General features: G+C 59.3%; 15 protein-coding genes and 1 pseudogene. 13 read left to right on the top strand and 3 right to left on the bottom strand.

The window, feature by feature from the left end; genetic code table 11:
• Position 1: 1 nt before the first annotated feature.
• Together RCCGE510_RS26425 and RCCGE510_RS26420 are read right to left on the bottom strand one after the other, a co-directional pair.
• Entirely contained in the window at positions 2 to 643 is a 642-nt protein-coding gene (locus RCCGE510_RS26425; protein ID WP_007635088.1) for a response regulator, read from the bottom strand.
• Positions 640 to 4,275 (bottom strand): PAS domain-containing protein, encoded by a 3,636-nt coding sequence (locus tag RCCGE510_RS26420; RefSeq protein ID WP_007635086.1) that lies wholly within the window; start codon positions 4,273 to 4,275, stop codon positions 640 to 642. The genes RCCGE510_RS26425 and RCCGE510_RS26420 overlap by 4 nt, the downstream gene beginning before the upstream one ends.
• A 340-nt stretch (positions 4,276 to 4,615) precedes the next feature.
• Here RCCGE510_RS26420 and RCCGE510_RS26415 point away from each other — a divergent pair, with 340 nt between their 5' ends.
• The 12 genes from RCCGE510_RS26415 (at position 4,616) to RCCGE510_RS26360 (ending at position 17,314) form a co-directional block, all read left to right on the top strand.
• Positions 4,616 to 5,368, top strand: a complete 753-nt coding sequence (locus tag RCCGE510_RS26415) for an SDR family oxidoreductase (protein ID WP_007635084.1) — start codon at positions 4,616 to 4,618, stop codon at positions 5,366 to 5,368.
• A gap of 262 nt (positions 5,369 to 5,630) precedes the next feature.
• Positions 5,631 to 6,401, top strand: a complete 771-nt coding sequence (locus RCCGE510_RS26410) for an alpha/beta hydrolase (RefSeq protein ID WP_007635082.1) — start codon at positions 5,631 to 5,633, stop codon at positions 6,399 to 6,401.
• A gap of 195 nt (positions 6,402 to 6,596) precedes the next feature.
• On the top strand, positions 6,597 to 7,478 hold the full coding sequence (locus tag RCCGE510_RS26405) for a DUF72 domain-containing protein (protein WP_037079739.1): 882 nt from the start codon (positions 6,597 to 6,599) through the stop codon (positions 7,476 to 7,478).
• 245 nt (positions 7,479 to 7,723) lie between these two features.
• On the top strand, positions 7,724 to 8,917 hold the full coding sequence (repA, locus tag RCCGE510_RS26400; RefSeq protein ID WP_007635077.1) for a plasmid partitioning protein RepA: 1,194 nt from the start codon (positions 7,724 to 7,726) through the stop codon (positions 8,915 to 8,917).
• A 3-nt stretch (positions 8,918 to 8,920) separates the two neighbouring features.
• Entirely contained in the window at positions 8,921 to 9,937 is a 1,017-nt protein-coding gene (gene repB, locus RCCGE510_RS26395) for a plasmid partitioning protein RepB (RefSeq protein WP_007635075.1), read from the top strand.
• Between the two features lie 154 nt (positions 9,938 to 10,091).
• Positions 10,092 to 11,396 (top strand): plasmid replication protein RepC, encoded by a 1,305-nt coding sequence (repC, locus tag RCCGE510_RS26390; protein ID WP_007635074.1) that lies wholly within the window; start codon positions 10,092 to 10,094, stop codon positions 11,394 to 11,396.
• Positions 11,397 to 11,503: 107 nt separating this feature from the next.
• Positions 11,504 to 12,388: a dihydrodipicolinate synthase family protein gene (locus tag RCCGE510_RS26385; protein ID WP_007635072.1), complete on the top strand. Its 885-nt coding sequence runs from the start codon at positions 11,504 to 11,506 to the stop codon at positions 12,386 to 12,388.
• Positions 12,389 to 12,395: 7 nt separating this feature from the next.
• Positions 12,396 to 13,073 carry a GntR family transcriptional regulator gene (locus RCCGE510_RS26380; RefSeq protein ID WP_192815350.1) on the top strand — a complete coding sequence of 226 codons (678 nt, stop codon included), beginning with the start codon at positions 12,396 to 12,398 and terminating at the stop codon, positions 13,071 to 13,073.
• Positions 13,074 to 13,129: 56 nt separating this feature from the next.
• Positions 13,130 to 14,458 (top strand): sugar ABC transporter substrate-binding protein, encoded by a 1,329-nt coding sequence (locus RCCGE510_RS26375; RefSeq protein WP_007635068.1) that lies wholly within the window; start codon positions 13,130 to 13,132, stop codon positions 14,456 to 14,458.
• Positions 14,458 to 15,399, top strand: a complete 942-nt coding sequence (locus RCCGE510_RS26370; protein WP_007635066.1) for a sugar ABC transporter permease — start codon at positions 14,458 to 14,460, stop codon at positions 15,397 to 15,399. Before RCCGE510_RS26375 ends, RCCGE510_RS26370 begins: the two co-directional genes overlap by 1 nt.
• Entirely contained in the window at positions 15,399 to 16,214 is an 816-nt protein-coding gene (locus tag RCCGE510_RS26365) for a carbohydrate ABC transporter permease (RefSeq protein WP_007635064.1), read from the top strand. The genes RCCGE510_RS26370 and RCCGE510_RS26365 overlap by 1 nt, the downstream gene beginning before the upstream one ends.
• 116 nt (positions 16,215 to 16,330) lie before the next feature.
• Complete coding sequence (locus RCCGE510_RS26360; RefSeq protein WP_037079968.1) at positions 16,331 to 17,314, top strand: sugar kinase; 984 nt, start codon at positions 16,331 to 16,333, stop codon at positions 17,312 to 17,314.
• 172 nt (positions 17,315 to 17,486) lie between these two features.
• On the opposite strand, the pseudogene RCCGE510_RS34880 reads toward RCCGE510_RS26360, so the two are convergent.
• Positions 17,487 to 17,643: pseudogene (locus RCCGE510_RS34880) on the bottom strand (inorganic phosphate transporter); the annotation flags it as partial.
• Positions 17,644 to 17,817: 174 nt separating this feature from the next.
• Between RCCGE510_RS34880 and ugpB the strand changes: the two are divergent.
• Positions 17,818 to 19,140 carry a sn-glycerol-3-phosphate ABC transporter substrate-binding protein UgpB gene (gene ugpB / locus RCCGE510_RS26355; protein WP_037079735.1) on the top strand — a complete coding sequence of 441 codons (1,323 nt, stop codon included), beginning with the start codon at positions 17,818 to 17,820 and terminating at the stop codon, positions 19,138 to 19,140.
• Positions 19,141 to 19,190 lie beyond the last annotated feature (50 nt).

Below are 19,190 nucleotides of genomic sequence, written 5' to 3'. Positions count from 1 at the left end.
TTCAATTCCCCCCCACTCGGCGCGAGTGGGTAATCGGTATTTCCAATTTCTCCGCGATCCGCACGAGATCGGCGAGCGACGCCGCCGCCATTTTCTGCATCACATTTCTTCTATGGATCTGCAGCGTGACCTCGCTGATCCCTAATTCGGCTGCTGCCTGCTTGTTGAGAAGACCGCTGACCACGAGCGGCAGCACCTCGCGCTCGCGCGGCGTCAGGTCGAGATAGTGTCGTTTGAGCATATCGAGCTCGGCGCGTTCCGATCTCTTTACCCGATCTTGGGCGAGCGCCGCCTGGATTGCTGCCAGGAGATCCGCATCACTGAACGGTTTGGTCAGGAAATCCACGGCGCCGCTTTTGATCGCGCGCACGGAGGAGGGGATGTCGCCATGTCCGGTAATGAAGACGATCGGCGGATGATCGCCGTCGGCGATCTGCCTCTGCAGATCGAGGCCGTTGATGTCAGGCAGCTCGATATCGAGAATGAGGCAGGCAGCCACATCAGGCTTGTCGGCTCTCACGTAATCGCCGGCGGATTCGAAGGCGATGGCGCGCATGCCGTGCGCGTCCATGAGCTCGTTGAGCGCCTCCCGGACACGTCCGTCGTCATCCACGATGAAGACAATATGGTCATCGGCCGTCATGACGCCGCCTTCGTTTCTATCGGCAAGGTGAAGATCAACGTCGCTCCCTGCGGGTTGTTCTTCTCTGCCCACAAGCGTCCGCCGTGCAGCTCGACGATCGAGCGGCAGATCGCCAGACCCATGCCCATGCCGTTTTCCTTGGTCGTGAAGAACGGTTCGAACATTTTCTCGGGAAGCTCGATCCCCTGGCCGCGATCGCTGATTTCGGTCTGAATGGCATTCCCCATATGGCGCACGCGCATTCCGATCACCCTGTCGCCGGCGACAGTGTCCATCGCCTCGATGCCGTTGCGGACGAGATTGATCAGAACCTGCTGGATCTGAACGCGATCGATGGCGATCAGCGGAAGATTGCCATCGAACTCCACATCCATCCTGGCGCGCCGCCGCGCCGCTTCGTCGGCCAAGAGATTGCGGGCTTCGTCGACGACGCCGGCGAGCGTCGTGTAGACCCTCCGGTCTGCGGATTGTTTGAACAGGGCGCGGATGCGACTGACGACATCCGCCGCCGAGTTGGCGTCCCGGATGATGCGCTCGACGGTCCTCTGCGCCCGCTCCATATTCGGCGGTTCCGCCATGAGCCAGCGCTGACAGGCATGTGAGTTGGCGACGACCGCCGCAAGCGGCTGGTTCACCTCGTGGGCGATGGAGGCTGAAAGCTCGGCAAGGCTCGCCACTTGGCTCGCCCGTGCAAGCCCCTCTCGTGCCTGCCGCAGATCCTCCTCCGTCCGAACCTCACTGTCGACGTCAAGGCAGATCACATTCCACTGGACGATGACGCCTTCGGCGTTGCGCATCGGTGCCGCACGCGTCTCGACCCAGCGATATTCCCCATCATGGCGCCGCAGACGATGCCTGCGCGCATAGGGCTCGCCGGTGGATAATGAATGAGCATAATTCTCTTTGACCCCCGCCACGTCGTCGGGATGAACCCCGGCATCGAGTGTGCCGTCCAGCCGGGTTTTCCCGGTTCCATCAAGTTCTTCGAGCTTATATCCAAGGAAGTCGCGGAGCTGAGGGTTGCGGTACACAGGCTCCCCATCGGGCGCTGCGCAATCGATCATTGCCGGCAGCGTTTCAACGATCTGCCAGAGCGAACGTTCCCTCTCGCGCAACGCTTCTTCGATACGAAGTTGATCGTCAATGTCATGCGTGAGGCCGTACCACTGAATGATCCGTCCGCTCTCGTCCCTCAGCGGCTCGGCGCTGCCCTTGACCCACCGGTAGACGCCATCAGCGCGCCGCAGGCGATATTGTTTCGAAAAGCGCTCGCCGGTGGCGAAGGAATGTCTCAGCGCCTCGGCAAGGCTCTCTGCATCGTCGGGATGGACGGCGGCCTCGATGAGGGCTCCCAGCCGGGTGATACCCGGCTTTTCCATATCGATGATGTCGAGACCGAGAAACTCGATCAGGCGCTGGTTGAAGAAGGTCGGAGTGCCTTCCGGATCAAGCCGCCAGAGCAGACTCGGAACCATGTCCACCAGTTGCGAAAGCTCGCGCTCCCGGTCGCGCAACGCTTCCTGCGCGCGCATCTCATCATCAATATCAACTGAGATCACGTACCACTGCGTGATCGCGCCATTGTGATCCCGCAACGGCTCGGCGCGACCGTCAACCCAGCGATAGGCTCCGTCGAAACGGCGCATGCGGTATTTAATCGAGAAGGGATCGCCGCTGGCAAGCGACCGGTGGACCGTCTCCAGCAGCCTCGGTGTATCATCGGGATGCACGAGGGTATGAATGACAGCCGACAGACGGCTCACACCCGACTTATCCATATCGCCGACGTCGAGACCGAAGAAGTCAATCAGGCGCTTGTTGAAGAAGACCGGCTCGCCTGCAGGTGTCAGGCGTCTGATCTGGACCGGAACCATGTCCACGAGCTGCGAGAGTTCGCGCTCGCGATCACGCAATGCCTCAAGTGCACGCACCTCCTCGTCGATGTCGAGAGAAACGCCGTACCATTGCACGACCTTTCCATCGTCATCGCGCCGGGGTTCCACCCTGCATTCCGCCCAGCGGTAGACGTCGTCCTTTTCGCGCCAGCGAAACCGTATCGCGGAGCCGCCGCCGCTTTCGAAACAGTTCCGCAGCGTGCGCTGAACGTCGGGCGCATCTTCGGGATGGATCAACCGCTGCAGCAGGTCTTCAATGCGCGGTTCGCCGAGAGCGTCGAAATCGGTGATGACGGCGCGGAAATGGTCCTGATAACGTTTGTTGAAATAGACCGTGCCGCTCGCCGGCTCCACGCTCCAGACGCGAACCGGCACCGCGTCGATCATCTGCTGCAGCGCTCGCTCGCTCTGGCGCACCGCCTCTTCGGCACGGACTTGATCGTCGATATCGTGGCAAAGACCATACCACTGAACGATGTTTCCTGTTTGATCCCGCATCGGCTCAGCGCGGCTCGACATCCAGTGATAGATGCCGTCGGCGCGGCGCAGCCGATACCGCATGGCGAAGTTTTCGCCGGTGGCGAGGCAATGGTTGAGCGCATCCGTGAAGCCGGCTGCATCATCGGGATGAATGATCGCCTCGATGACCGCTTCCAGCCGGCTCATGCCCGGCCTGTCCGATTCCGCGACATCGAAACCGAGGAAATCGACCATTCGTCTGTTGAAGAAGGTGGGTTGGCCGCGGGGTGACAGACGCCAGACGTGGCTCGGAACCATGTCGACGAGTTGCGAGAGCTCCTGTTCCCGCTCGCGCAGCGTCTCCACGCTTTGGCGCAATGTGAGCACGGCCAGTTGGTGTTGCCTGGATATGGCGGCCACGATCAGTGCCGAAAATGCCGAGATGGCCAAAAAAAGCTGCAGCATGATCTGCTTGTGTTTCTGGGACTCGGGGTCGCCAACAGATTGGCTGGCGCCCGTTATCGTGAAGACGGCCGTGATCAGGGCGAGGAGCACGAGCGATATGGCAGCGCCTTTGAACTCGAAGCGGACCGCGGCCCAAAGAAGGGGTGGCATGATGATGTAGGCGAAGGGAAGGTAGCCGCTGAGCGAGAGAGCGGCGACACCGAGAAAGATCAACCCAAGGACGCATGCCTCCACCCACTGCGCGGGCGATAGCCGTGTCTTGCCGCGCCAGTTATGGACCACGGCGAGCGCCAGCGGCGCGACGATCAGGACACCGGTTGCATCGCCGATCCACCAGAGAGGCCAGGCCGTCACGAAGGATTGCGATTGGATGCCAAACCAGGCAAGCGTCGCACTTCCTACCGTAGCGCTCACGACCGGCGCAATTCCGGCACCCAGCACGACGAATGCGAGAACCGCCTGCAAGGTTTCCAGCTGTGCCGGCCGCTTCAAGGTCCGATTAATCAGCCATGCCGCGACCACCGCTTCAAGGGCATTGCCGACATACATCAGGAAGGCCGCAGGCAGCGGACTGTAGAACCACAGAGCATTGCTGAGCAGCTCGGCCAGGCAGCCCCCCAGTATCCACCATGGCCAGCTGCGCCCGGGGACCAGGATGAGCGTCGCGATGAAAAGGCCGGCCGGAGGCCAGATGGAAATACCCGTTCCCGGCACGATCGCGAGCAGCTGGGCGAAGCCGCAGGCGAGCACATAGGCAACGAAAAAAAGCGTGAGATAGAGGAATCGGGGGCGGTGCGACCAGACGCTCATCATCAACCGTTCCTGCCGCACGGACAAAGCCGGGGGATCGTCAGCATGGAGTGCAGCACTCGTTTTCGATGTCGGGATCGGCGAGCTCATGATTGAACCGTAACCCCGTGGAACCACAGCCGCAACTCATGGAAATCCATGCATTGCGCGGAGAGGTAGCGTTGCGCCGAGGCTGGATCTTCGACGCGAATGAGGAACCGGAGGACTGCTCCCGTTTCGGTGGGTCATCCTATACCTTGGGTCTGCGCCGCTATACCTAAGGCGAAGGCGCCAAGCCTCACGCATGGTGGAAGGATTTTGACTTTCCGGTCATTGTCGGTGCAATCGATCCGAGGATGCTGACATGAAAATTACCGTGGTGGGAGCAAGCGGTCTTATCGGAACGCGGCTCAGCGAAAGCCTGCGCCGGTCGGGCCACGAGGTCACGGCCGCATCCCTGTCGTTTGGCGTCGATACGGTTACCGGTAAAGGTCTCGACGCCGCTATAGCGGGAAACGAGGTCATCGTGGATGTGACCAATGCCGCATCCTTCGGCGACAGCACGGCACTGGATTTCTTCAAGGCATCGACAAAGAATTTGCTTGCGGCTGCGGCGGGGGCCGGCGTCGGGCATTATCTCGCTCTCTCCGTCGTCGGCACGCCCCGGCTTGTGGAAAGCGACTATTTTCGCGCGAAAATGGTGCAGGAAAATCTTATCCGGGCTTCAAATCGCCCCTATACGATCCTCCGCTCCACCCAGTTTTACGAGTTCATCAATGGATTGATCGACATCGGTGCGCAGGGCGACGTCTTTCGACTGCCGCCGGCATTGATGAGGCCGGTCGCAGCCGGGGACGTCGCCACCTTCTTGGCCGAATTGACCCTCGCTGCTCCTTTGGGCGGTGTCGTCGAAATCGGCGGTCCGGAACAATTCAGTGTCGACGAGGTCGCGCGGATCTATCTGGCCGCCAACGAGGACGAACGGCAGGTGATAACAGATCCGTCTACATCGTATTTTGGTGTCGAGTTGACCGATGACGCGTTGCTTCCAGACGCAGCCGCGCGGGTGGCGGCGCAGACGCTCTCCGACTGGCTCTACCAATCGATGGCGGATTAGTTCGGCCGGCGATCGGTGGCATTTCACCGGTGGCGAAAACCACGCCGAAATCCGTTGAGCCCCCCGGAACTTCGGAGCGACCTCGTCTATCGCCGCCATCGCTGCGCGACCGTCTTTGGACGTTTCTTACCGACCGAGCGAAGTTGACGTTACCTCGTGAACACGAGGGGATTTTCAAATGAAAGTGAACATGGATGTCGAGGCTTGTCTTCGTGAACAATCGCGTATAATTTAATCGTACACGATATAAAGGAGATTAGGAATGTTTAAGATGTTTGCCGTCGCCGCTGTGATCACCGCAGCTGGCCTTTCCAATGTCCATGCCGCCGAAAAGCCGACAATCGTACTTGTTCATGGCGCATTTGCCGATGCCTCCAGTTGGAATGGCGTGATCACACGTCTGGAAAAGGATGGATATCCGGTGTTGGCGGTCGCTAATCCGCTTCGAAGCGTCACCTCCGATGGCGATTACGTGCGCAAAGCGGTCGCCGGATTGAAGACGGACGTTGTTCTCGTCGGTCACTCCTACGGTGGCGCAGTCATCAACGAGGCGGCAGCACACAGCGCAAACGTTAAATCGCTGGTCTTCGTTGCGGCCTTCGCGCCCGATGTTGGAGAAACGGCGCTCGCGCTTTCAGGTAAGTTTCCAGGAAGCACGCTCGCACCGACCCTTGCCGAACCGGTGCTGTTGGATGGTGGAATAAAGGACCTGTACATCAAGCAGGGCGAGTTTCACGATCAATTCGCCGCAGATGTATCTAAGGCGGAGGGCAAGCTGATGGCCGCAACACAGCGTCCGATCACGGATAAGGCTCTTGGCGAGGCTTCGACTTCGGCGAGCTGGAAGAATATCCCTTCCTGGTTCGTCTACGGCGATGCGGATAAAAATATTCCGCCGGCAGCGCTTGCATGGATGGCGGAAAGAGCGGGCTCGAAAGAGACGGTCGTGGTTAAAGGTGCATCGCACGTCGTAATGGTCTCCCATCCCGATAAAGTTGCGAAGGTCATCGAGGACGCTGCGTCCAACAAATAAGCGGTACGGTTCCGCGGCCGGATCAACATTGGTCCGGTCGTGGTGTGACGACGATATTATCTCATGCTGGCCTGGCCGCGGTCTGCACGGAACAGATGATTTCCATCGACGTTAATCGCAATCTAGGCCGCCGCCAGCCGGTCGGTTGCCATACGCGCAGGATTATTGAAGCCGCCACACACATGGGCCCGTGACGTGCCGGAAATGTCGATAGATGAGCGGGAGAAACGGAAGGCGCGGCGAGCGGAGCGGCGTCAGAAGCAGCGCGAGGCGAACATCGAACGCGCTGCCAAGATGCACGAGGTCAGGATCCATTCTGAGGATCGAAGCATAGCGATATCCAGTGGCGGACCTGGGGGTAAGGTCCATATCGGCTGCTCCGGCTGGTATTACTGGCATTTGCAGGGTCTGTTCTACCCGGTCGATGCGCCTCGAAATCAATGGTTTTCCTTTTACGAACGAGAGTTCAAAACGGTCGAGCTGAACGCTCCGTTCTACTCGTGGCCGACGCTCGCCGCAGTGAAAACCTGGCTTCGCCAGGCGACCGATGATTTCGTCTATACGATCAAGGTATGCGAGCTCATTACCCATGTCAGGCGTTTCGAAGACTGCGACGAGTTGATCAGAGATTTCGGTTATATCGCCGACATGCTCGGCAAGCGAATGGGGTGTTTCCTCTTCCAGCTGCCGCCCAGCATCCGCTATTCACCTGAGACCCTGCAGCTGGTTCTTCGCCAGCTTGATCCGTGCCGCCGGAACGTCGTCGAATTCCGCCACAAAAGTTGGTGGAACGATGAGGTGTTCAGGCAGTTCAAGGCGACCGGTGCTATCTTCTGTTCATGTAGCGGGCCGCGTCTTCCAGACGAATTGGTGAAGACCGCAGACGAGATTTACATTCGCTTCCATGGCACCACGCAATGGTACCGTCACGATTATAGCGAAGCCGAGCTTGCGATCTGGGCCGACCGGATAAGGAGCAGCGGGGCTAAAACCGTTTGGGCCTACTTCAACAATGACAGAGACGCTTACGCCATCAAGAACGCCAGGATGCTGTCGCGACTTCTAGGTGATGTGTAAATCGCTACGGCCGCCGGTGAATTCATATGCACAACGAGGCCATTGGCCTTGCTCGTCTGCAGCTCGGGCAGCCGCCAATTCCAGCCGATTGCTCCGCAAAACCGGCAGGTTTCCGCAGCCGTTTCGCATGCCTCGACCCGCCTTTTTGTTAAGCATTTGTAATTCAGTCACGAATCGCGGCATATAGTAACTGCGCAACTGGGGCGCTTTCGTTCAAAATTGCGCAGTTTTTTGGGAAAAAGATCATGCAGCCGAGTCTTGCTCTTCAGGACGATCAAGAGCATCTCCCCTCGCTTCTGGCAACGGATGCGAAGGAGTTGTCCTATCAACTTCAGCAGCATCAGGCAAAAATCTTCCCGCCGCTTTCCCAAAAGACCATCAGAACATTTTCGCCGGCGGAAGCTGCGGCCTTCATCGGCATCGGCGAAGGTTATCTGCGGCAGGTGGCTGCCGATGGCCATGGCCCCGATCCGCTGGCAAACGGACGGCGGCTCTATAGCGCAACGGATATGGATCGGATTCGCCGGGTTCTTGACGAGCGAAACGGAACGCCGAAATATGTGCCGGCCCGCAGGCCGGGAGAGAAGCTCCAGATCGTCTCCGTCATGAATTTCAAAGGCGGCTCGGGCAAGACCACGACCGCGGCCCATCTGGCGCAGTTCATGGCGCTCAGGGGTTACCGCGTGCTCGCCGTCGACCTCGACCCGCAAGCCTCTTTGTCCGCTCTGTTCGGTCATCAGCCGGAGTTCGACGTCGGAGAGGGCGAAACCATATACGGGGCGATCCGATATCACGATCCGCGCCCTATCGCCGACATTGTGCGCGCCACCTATACCCCCAATCTGCATCTTATTCCGGGAAATCTCGAATTGATGGAATTCGAGCACGAAACCCCGAAGGCGATGACATCGGGCACGGCGGAAACGATGTTCTTTGCTCGGATCGGCGAGGTCCTGACGGAGATCGAAAGTCTTTACGATGTCGTGGTCATCGACTGCCCGCCGCAGCTGGGGTTCCTGACGATGTCGGCGCTCTGCGCGGCAACCTCGGTGTTGATCACCGTTCACCCGCAGATGCTTGACGTCATGTCGATGTCGCAGTTTCTGACGATGACGAGTGAGCTGATGTCGGTGGTGGAGAAGGCCGGCGGCCGCACCAGCTACGACTGGATGCGCTATCTCGTGACGCGGTTCGAACCGAACGACGGACCGCAGAGCCAGATGACCGGCTTCATGCGGGCAATCTTCGGCAATCGCATGCTCCGCAACGCCATGGTGAAGTCGACAGCGGTCGCCGACGCTGGCGTCACCAAGCAGACACTCTACGAAGTCGAGCGGTCGCAGTTCACCCGCGGAACCTATGATCGGGCGCTCGAATCCCTCAACCTCGTCAATGGCGAGATCGAAGCGCATATTCGCTCGACCTGGGGAAGGAAATAGTAGATGGCGCGCAAAAACCTCATCGAAATCTCCGCTCCGAGCATGGCAAGAGCTGAGCCAGCAAGAGTTGAAGCGGTGCAGCCGCGCGACAATCGTCCGATCGCCGGATTCGTGCCGCAGGAGCGCAGTGCGGCGCCGGTCGGCGGCATTACCAAGACGCTTGGCAATATTACGGAGAAAATGGAGCGGGCGAGTGAACTGGAACGGCAGCTCGCTGCCGGCCAGACCATCATCGAGCTTGACCCCAGCCTGATCGACGCCTCCTTCGTCAGCGATCGGTTGGCGATCGATGCGGCCGAACTCGCACAGCTTATCGAGCAGATTCGCGAGCACGGGCAGCAGGTTCCGATCCTCGTCCGTCCACACCCCGAAACCAAGGGACGTTATCAGGTTGCCTACGGCCATCGTCGCCTTGCCGCCGCTCGGGAAATCGGCATCAGGGTGCGCGCGGTCGTCCGCGAGCTCACGGACGGGCAACTGGTCGTCAGCCAGGGGCAGGAAAACAGCGCTCGAACCAATCTTTCCTACATCGAGCGCGCGCTCTTCGCATCGAGGCTCGAAGAACGCAGCTTCGGCCGCGATGTGATCATGGCGGCTCTCGCCGTCGATAAGGCGGCGCTGTCGCGAATGCTGATCGTCATACGGCAGGTCCCCCTCGATCTCGTCAATGCCATTGGCGCGGCGCCCGATATCGGTCGCCGGCGGTGGCTGGAACTGGGCGAGCGGCTTGAAGGTGCCGACATCGAGAAAATCATCGCCGAGTTGTCCGCGGACGACGCGCGGAAAATCTCAAGCGACGAGCGGTTTCACCGGGCACTTGTGCTGGCAACCAAGCGGACGGCGGCGCCGAAACAGGCGATTGCCCAAACCCAGGTTAGCGGCGTGCCGGTGATGATCAAAAAGACAGTGTCCGGTGCGACCTTCGTCTTTGACGGCAAGACAGCGCCCGGTTTCGATCGGTTCGTCCAGGAAAGGCTGAAGGGCCTGTTCCAGGAGTTCAACAAGGACAGAGGAGCGTAGCGCGCAAAAGAAAAAGGCCCCCAACGACGCCGTCGTGGAAGCCCTTCTCAGATCTTAAGCACATCGAGAATCGCATTTCCACGAATCACAGTCAAGCGTTTTAGGCACCAAATTGGTGGATGGTTTTCTTTTGCCTGAACGAAGGTGAAGGCAAATGGAGAGTGGATATGTGACGACGCCCTTCGGGCGCCGGCCGATGTCGCTTGGCATGCTGGCAAGCCAGCAACTGGCCGAGACCATCGAGCCGGGAGTGAAACGCAGCAAGTGGAAGCTGTTCAGGGCGATCTGCGAGGCGCGGCCGGCGCTCGGCGTAACCGATCGGGCGCTGACGGTGCTCGACGCGCTTTTGACCTTCTACCCCGACGATGAAATTTCCGAGGGAAATGGCCTGATCGTCTTCCCGTCGAATGCGCAGCTTTCGCTCCGCGCCCGCGGAATGACGCCGGCGACGCTGCGGCGACATCTGGCGGTTCTGGTCGAGGCCGGTCTGATCCTGCGCAAGGACAGCCCGAATGGAAAGCGATACGCCCGCCGCGACAGAGCAGGAGCCATCGGCGAAGCCTTTGGCTTCAGCATCGCGCCGTTGCTCGCACGCGCGGCCGAGATCGAAAGCCTGGCCGCCCTAGCGGTCGCCGACCGGGAACTGCTGAGAGCGACCCGAGAGCGCCTAACGGTTTGCCGACGCGATATCTCCAAGCTGATTTCGGTGGCGCTCGACGAAGCGATTCCGGGCGACTGGGAGACGATGACGCTGATGTTTCGCGCACTTGTCGCCAGAATTCCCCGTGTGGCGACGACTGAAAACCTGGCTTCATTGCTCGATGAGTTGGGCCTGTTGCGCGACGAAGTCGTCAACCTGCTGGAAAGGCATGTTAAAAGACAAAAAATAGACGCCAATGAGTCTCAGATTGAGCGTCACAAACAGAATTCAAACCCCAACTCCACCTATGAACTTGAACCAAGCTTCGAACCGAAGCAGGGCGAAAGCGCTGTGGCCGATAATGAACCGAACGCCGAACCGCTTGACGAGCGAAGGCTAAAGCAGCCGAAGCTTTCCGGCGGGATGAGCAACAGAGCAAGTGGGGTGATCGATCCGGCGGCCGGGCCAGGCCTGAAATCCTTCCCGCTCGGCCTCGTTCTGCAAGCCTGCCCGCAAATCCTCGACTATGGTCCCGGCGGAGCCATCGGCAACTGGCGTGATCTGATGTCCGCGGCGGTAATCGTGCGCTCGATGCTCGGCGTCAGTCCTTCGGCCTATGAGGAAGCCTGCTTGGGCATGGGGCCGGAAAATGCGGCGACGGTGATCGCCTGCATCCTGGAGAAGGGAGGGCATATCAATTCCCCCGGGGGTTATCTCAGAGATCTGACCCGAAGGACAGAGCGGGGCGAGTTTGCAATCGGCCCGATGCTGATGGCGCTCGTGCGGGCAAACGGGCCGACAGCCAGGCGTGCCGGTTGAGGGTGATCCCTGCGCGACAATCGTTTTATGTTTAGTCTGCGATCATCTCTTTACAACTAACATGTCACTCTGCTACGTCTCATCCTAGTAATCGGGAGGAAGTATCTTTGACCCAGAAATTCGGGCTGTCAGTCGCTCTCGCCACGCCGTTCGACAACAATGGTGATATCGCGATTGATGTTATGATCGCACAGGCAAAGCGAAGCCTCGCTGCCGGATGCTCGAGCGTAACGCTGTTCGGAACGACGGGTGAAGGGTCATCCATCGGAACGCAGGAACGTGAACGTGTTCTGGCTTCCATACTCGAGAGTGGGATAGAAGCGAACAAAATCGTCGTCGGCGTTCTGGTCGACGCCGCCGAGGATGCGGCGTCGCAGGCAGGTCATGCTCTTTCCAAGGGGGTTCGCAACATTCTGCTTGCTCCCCCTTCCTATTTCAAGAACGTCAGTGACGACGGCCTCTTTCAGTGGTTTTCGGCCGTGTTCGCCCCCCTCGGGGACAAGGCGCGAGACATTATCGTCTACAACATCCCCTCGGTCACCATGGTCCCGCTGACCGTATCGCTGATCGGTCGGTTGCGGATCGCCTTTCCCAATATCGTCGTAGGCGTCAAGGATTCCTCGGGCGACTGGCCTTTTACGGAAACACTTTTGAAAGCCCATGGCGATCTCGTCATCCTGGTGGGGGACGAACGTCACCTGGCGAAGGGCGTGCGGCTTGGCGGCCAGGGTGCAATCTCGGGCATGGCGAATTTCATACCGCGCGAAGTCAAGCTGATGGCGGAGGAAGGCAAGGATGATTCCCGCGTCGTGGACTTCGTGGCCGAACTTCTCAAATTTCCGGTGACAGCTGCGGTGAAGGTCATGGTCGCTCAACTGACGTCGGAAGATATATGGCTTGCGGTTCGTCCGCCTCTCGTTTCAATATCTGCAGAAGGGCAGGCGGAGCTCGCTCTCGCTTTCAATGGTCTTTTCCGCTCGAAGGCGGCATAGGGCACAGATGTTTCTGGGAGAGGCGATGGACGGAACGGACGAGCAGCCGACACTGCGGGAAAAGGCGTATGCGAGTTTCACGCGCCATCTTCTTGCGCGTGACGTGCGCCCCGGCCAGTTCGTTTCGCAACGTCGTCTCGTCGAGTTGACCGGGCTGACGCTGGGCGCCATCCGCGAACTCATCCCGAGACTGGAAGCCGAAGGGCTGATCAAGACCGTGCCTCAGCGCGGTTTGCAGATCGCCCATATCGACCTTAATCTCATTCGCGAGGCATTCCAGCTGCGTGTTTTCCTGGAGAAGGAAGCCGTTGCGCTTTTCACCCGCTCTGCATCTGACGAGACCGTCGCCAGACTCTTGAAGCAGCATCGCGATATCGCGGATGCCATTCGAGGCGGCGATGGATCGCACGAATTGGAGCAGCACGCGCAGGCCGTCGATTGGGGCATGCACGACGCCTTTATCGATGCCTTGGGAAATACCATCATTTCGAACGCCTACCGGGTAAATTCGATCAAGATGCGCCTGATCAGTCAGGACCGTTTTCGCATCGACGGCCACGTCGGACCTGTCATGGGTGAGCACCTGAAGGTGCTTGAGGCGATCGAACGACGATCGGCAGAGGATGCCGTCAACAGCCTTGTCGCACATATCAATCATGCAAGAGATCGTGCGCTCAGGATATAATCGGAAAATAAGCAGCCGGGGGTGAGGAGATCGCCGGCAAGAGGAGGAGCAATCAAATGTCATCGTTTTTGAATCCGACGAGACGCGGCTTTCTGGCGGGTTCGGCCGCTTTTGGGGCCAGCAGCATGCTTGGCATGCGCTCGGCGGCCGCTGCCGTCGACTGGAAGCGCTTTGCCGGGACAACGCTCGAAGTCAACCTGGTCAAGAGCCCACGCAGCGAGATACTTCTGAAGTACCTGCCCGAATTCGAGGAACTGACCGGCATCAAGGTCAATGCTGAAGCGACGCCCGAACAACAGCAGCGCCAGAAGACGACCATCGAGCTCAGCTCCGGCAAGCCGAGCTTCGACGTCGTGCACATGAGCTATCACGTCCAGAAGCGGCAGTTCGAAAAGGGCGGGTGGCTTGCCGATATCAGCGGTTTTCTCAAGGACCCGTCCCTGACCGATCCGTCTCTCACGGAAAGCGATTTCGCCGAAGCCGGCCTGACCTTCGCCAAGGATTCGGGCGGCGTTCTGCGCTCGCTTCCGTTCTCGGTGGACTACTGGATCATCTACTGGAACAAGGCGCTGTTCGAGAAAAAGGGGCTTTCCTATCCGACGACGTTCGAAGAATTGGCCAGTGCGGCCGAGGCACTCACCGATCCCTCGACCAATACCTATGGCTTCGTCGCCCGCGGCCTGAAGAACGCCAATACGCCGGTCTGGACGTCGCTGCTGCTCGGTTATGGTTCGAGCCCGCTCGGCCCTGATGGCAAGCTGCGCACGACATCGCCAGAAGCGGTCGATGCTGCCAAGCTTTACCAGAAACTGATGACCAAAACCGCCCCTCCCGGCGTCTCCGGCTTCAACTGGGCCGAGGCGCAGTCGGCCTTCCTGCAGGGCAAGATCGGCATGTGGCTCGACGGCGTCGGTTTTGCTCCGCCGATCGAAAATCCGGAAAAGTCGCGTGTCGTCGGCCAGGTCGGTTACGGCATCATGCCGAAAGGCCCGAAGGCACAGGCCGCAGGCACCTTCGGCGACGGCCTTGGTGTCGTTGCGGCAAGCAAGAGCAAGGAAGCGGCCTACCTCTTCTGCCAATGGGCGATTTCCCACGACATGGGCGCACGTCTGCTGCAGGCCGGCGCCGGCGTTCCTTTCCGCCAGTCGATCCTCGCGGATGCGAAGGTTCGCGAAGGCGTCAAGATGCCGGCCGCATGGCTTGATGCGGTTGCCGGTTCCGGCAAGATCTCGCAGCTCGCGCTGCCGGTGATCATTCCGGTCACCGAGTTCCGCGACATCTATGGTGTCGGTCTTACCAACATGATCGGCGGCGGCGATCCAGAGACCGAACTCAAGGCTGCGACGGCACAGTTCGAACCCGTCCTGGCGAAGAGCGAGGGATAATGGCCTCGGCAAGCATCGAAACGGCCGCAGCCGCCAAGGCCGCCTCGAAGGCAAGGAGCAACGCGGGTCGCGTTGCTCCCAACTACTGGCCGTTTGTCATTCCGGCGCTGATCGTCATTGCGGCCGTCATCGTTTTTCCATGGGTGTTTACCCTTTGGATGAGCGTCAACAGCTGGACGCTCGGCCAGTCGCAGGTCTTTGCGGGACTGGACAATTATGCTCGCCTGGCCGTGGACATGCGCTTCTGGGAGTCGCTCTGGCATACGGTGCTCTACACCACGCTCTCCGTGGTGGCGCCGCTTTTTTTAGGGACGCTCGCCGCGTTGATATTCGATACGCAATTTCCGCTCCGCGGTCTTTTGCGCGGCATATTCGTGATGCCGATGATGGCGACGCCCGTCGCCATCGCCCTCGTCTGGACCATGATGTTCCACCCGCAGCTCGGCGTCCTCAATTATCTTCTATCCTTGATCGGCATCGGCCCGCAGGAGTGGATCTATAATCAGACCAGCGTCATCCCCTCGCTGGTGCTGGTCGAGACATGGCAATGGACGCCGCTTATCATGCTGATCGTGCTCGGCGGCCTGGCGGCAGTTCCGCGCGAGCCCTATGAAAGCGCCGAAATCGACGGAGCCAATGTCTGGCAGAAATTTCGCTATTTGACGCTGCCGATGATCGCGCCATTCCTGATGATTGCCGTGATCATCCGCAGCATCGATGCGGTGAAAAGTTTCGATATCATCTATGCCATGACCCAGGGCGGGCCGGGCACGGCGTCGGAAACGATCAATATCTATCTGTACAACACAGCTTTCGCCTATTACGATATCGGCTATGGCTCCGCCATGGCAGTGGTCTTCTTCATCCTCATCGTCCTGCTGTCCTTCGTCCTTTTGATGCTCCGGCAGCGTGCGAACTGGTCTGACGGGGAGGCACGCTGATGAAGCGCAGAACGCTCGATCGCATCGGACTGCTGTTTGTTGCCCTTGTGATGATATCGCCGGTCATCCTGTTCTTCCTCTGGATGATCTCGCTGTCGCTGAAATACGAAATCGACAGCGGTGCCTATCCGCCGATCTTCATTCCTGAGCGTTTTGCCTGGTCGAACTATCTGAAGGTCTTCGAGGAGAACAACTTCTTCCTCTATCTGTGGAATTCGGTGGTGGTGACAGGCGCCGCCACACTTCTGGCCCTGCTGATCGGCGTGCCGGCCGGATATGGCATCGCGCGCCTGAAGGCCGAGAAGTCGGCGATGGTCATCATGATCGCGCGTATGACGCCGGGCCTTTCCTTCCTGATTCCGCTCTTCCTGCTATTCCAATGGCTGAACCTGCTCGGCACGCTCCTGCCGCAGATCATCATCCATCTGGTCGTCACAGTGCCGATCGTCGTGTGGATCATGATCGGTTATTTCGAGACGACGCCGATGGAACTGGAAGAGGCCGCCAGCATCGACGGTGCAACGCCCTGGCAGATTTTCCGGCTGGTCGCGTTGCCGATCGCCAAGCCCGGCATTGTCGTCGCCTTCATCCTGTCGGTCATCTTCTCCTGGAACAACTTCGTCTTCGGCATCGTGCTCGCCAGTCGCGAGACCCGCACGCTGCCGGTTGCGGTCTACAATATGCTTTCGTTCGAACAGGTCAGTTGGGGGCCGCTTGCTGCTGCGGCGTTAATCGTCACGTTGCCCGTGCTGATATTGACGGTGTTTGCGCAACGGCAGATTGTGGCGGGGCTGACGGCCGGAGCCGTCAAGTAAGCGGGTGAGACAACGGTTTTGACGATTTCTTCTGCCTTCGACCCGCCTGCAAGAACAGGATGATTTTAGGCGGCCTAGAATCTGAATCCAGTTCTAATTTAAAGAGTTAGATCATGATGTCGTCCGAAAACCCCACACACTTTTCGGCATCATGCTCTCGTCCGGCGCGCAGCGTTTTATGTGTCGGCGCTGCGGTGCTCGACACGCTGTTTCGTGTGCACTCGTTACCGACCGGCCAAGGCAAAATCCTCCCGTACGATATGCTGCAGGTCGCCGAGGGTATGGCGTCGAGCGCGGCTTTTGCGATCGCCCGGCTGGGTGGCAATGCCAGCCTCTGGGGTGCGGTCGGTGATGATGCCACCGGCGAACGCATCATTGCCGACCTCAGCAACAGCGGCATAGATACGAGCGGCATGGCGCATGTGGCAGGCGCCCGCTCGGCGGTCTCGACGATCCTTGTCGATGATCAGGGCGAGCGCCTGATTGTGCCCTTCTACGATGCGGGCCTGCACGAGATGGTCAAACCGGTGACAAAGCAGGATGTGTCCGCTTTCGATGCGGTACTCGTTGACGTCCGCTGGCCAAAGCTTGCGCTGCGGACGCTGCTCGCAGCCAGAGAGGCGGGCAGGCCGGGCGTTCTCGATGGCGACGTTGCAGGCGATGGCGTGATCGAGATGCTGGCACCGTCGGCCAGCCACATCGTGTTCTCACAGCCGGCCGCCGAGCGCCTTACCGGAGCTGCCGAGCCGCCGAAAGCCGTTGGCCTTCTGAAGCGAAAGTTCGAGCACGCCTTCATCAGCGTCACGTCAGGGGAAGACGGCTCCTTCTGGTTCGATGAGCGAGCCGGCGAAATCTTCCATCTTGCTGCTCCGAAAGTGAGGGCCGTCGATACGCTTGCAGCGGGCGATATCTTCCATGGCGCTTTCGCTCTGGCCGTCGCAGAAGGCATGCCTATTGCCGAGACGATGCGCTTGTCGTCAATGGCGGCAGCGCTCAAATGCCAGGTCTTCGGCGGACGCATCGGCGCACCGACCAGAGCCGAGGTCTACGATGGGCTGCGGGGTTGGGACGCGGCGGTGGCGAGGACGATTGATCGCTAGGCATATTTTGCCGTGTAAAATCCGCCAAACAGCGTCAATGCTCCGCCGGTTTCGGCACAAAAGCTCTGCATTGGCCCCCAGGGCGGCATTCGCCGTTGTCATCTGGATGCCCATCTTCCCGAAAAATGCGTGGAAGGGCTCTCAATATCCGTGCCCCTTTAATGTTCAGGGGCCGCATTGGGTTGAGGCGGGGGATCTTCGATCCCATGATGTGGACGATCCGCCATCCGCCATCCGCCGCAAAGCGTACCGAGCGCCATTCCGCTTTGGCATGAGCGAACGACCCAGAGCGGCACATGGAAGCCCCCGCCTTGCGAATATCGGAGAAGCCATGGCCAGTCCCAGCCGGATTGACAGAAACCGCAATCCATCGATGTCGGCGTCCCAACCCATTAAGGCAAATGTTCATTTGAACATTTGATGGTTGCAAAGTGAACCATGCCTGTTACCATTGCCTAACGTCTGGAGCGGGAGGCTGCGGACCGAGAGCAATGGGAGTGAAAATGAATAGGATTGCTTTTTTCCTGTCCGCAGGACTGACCAGCCTATCGTTAGCCGTTCCGGCAATGGCCGCCACAAAGATCCAGTGGTGGCACGCCATGGGCGGCGAGAATGGCGCGAAGCTTGAACAGATCGCCAAGGGGTTCAATGCATCGCAGTCCGATTATGAGATCGTGCCGGTCTTTAAGGGCACCTATGACGAGACGCTGACGGGCGCGATCGCCGCGTTTCGTGCCAACCAGCAGCCGGCAATCGTCCAGGTCTATGAAGTCGGCACCGGCACCATGATGGCAGCACAGGGTGCTGTCTATCCCGTCTACCAGTTGATGAAGGACGAAGGCGAGAGCTGGGATCAGAGCAAATTCCTCGCTCCGGTCGTCGGTTATTACTCAGACACCAGCGGCAACGTCTTGTCGCTGCCCTTCAATTCCTCGACACCGATCATGTATTACAACAAGGACGTCTTCACGAAGGCCGGGCTTGATCCGGAGACGCCGCCGAAAACCTGGGCCGAGGTGGAATCCTTCTCGCGGACCATCATGAAATCAGGCGCTGCCAAATGCGGCTTCACCAGCGCCTGGATCTCCTGGATCCAGACCGAAAATCTCAATGCGCTGCACGACAAGCCCTACTCCACCAAGGCCAACGGTTTTGGCGGCCTGGACGCGGAGTTCACTTTCAACAACGATCTTACGATCCGCCATTGGGACAACTTGAAGAAGTGGCAGGACGAAGGCCTCTTCAAATTCGGTGGTCCTGGCGGCGGCGACAACGCACCTCCGATGTTTTATTCGCAGGAATGCGCGATGTACATGAACTCATCGGCCGGCCGGGCCGGCGTCATCAACAACGCCAAGAGTTTCAAGGTCGGTTTTGCGCCACTCCCCGACTATGACGACGTCATCAACCAGCCGCTGAATTCGATTATCGGCGGTGCCACGCTCTGGACGCTGAAGGGCCGTCCGGCGGAAGAGTATAAGGGTGTGGCGAAGTTCTTCACCTACCTGCAGAAGCCGGAAGTTCAGGCCGATTGGCATCAGTTCTCCGGCTACCTGCCGATCACCGAAGCTGCCTATAAGCTTGGTCAGGATCAGGGCTATTACGAGAAGAACCCTGGCGCCGACATCGGCATCAAACAACTGACGCGGGTGACGCCCACCGACAATTCCAAGGGCATCCGCTTCGGCAACTACGTCCAGGTACGAGGCATCATCGACGATGAGTTTGCCGCATTGCTGGGTGGAAAGAAGACAGCGAAGGAAGCGGTTGATGCGGTGGTTTCACGCGGCAACGAACAGCTTCGCGATTTCCAGTCCGCCAACTAAGGAGCTCCGCAACGGGGACTGGTGAACACCGGCCCCCGTTTTCCATCCGT

The sequence above is a fragment of the Rhizobium sp. CCGE 510 genome, assembly GCF_000292525.1.
GTDB lineage: Bacteria > Pseudomonadota > Alphaproteobacteria > Rhizobiales > Rhizobiaceae > Rhizobium.
Note: the sequence above shows the minus strand (reverse complement) of the source record. Positions and strands in the feature narration are given on the sequence as shown.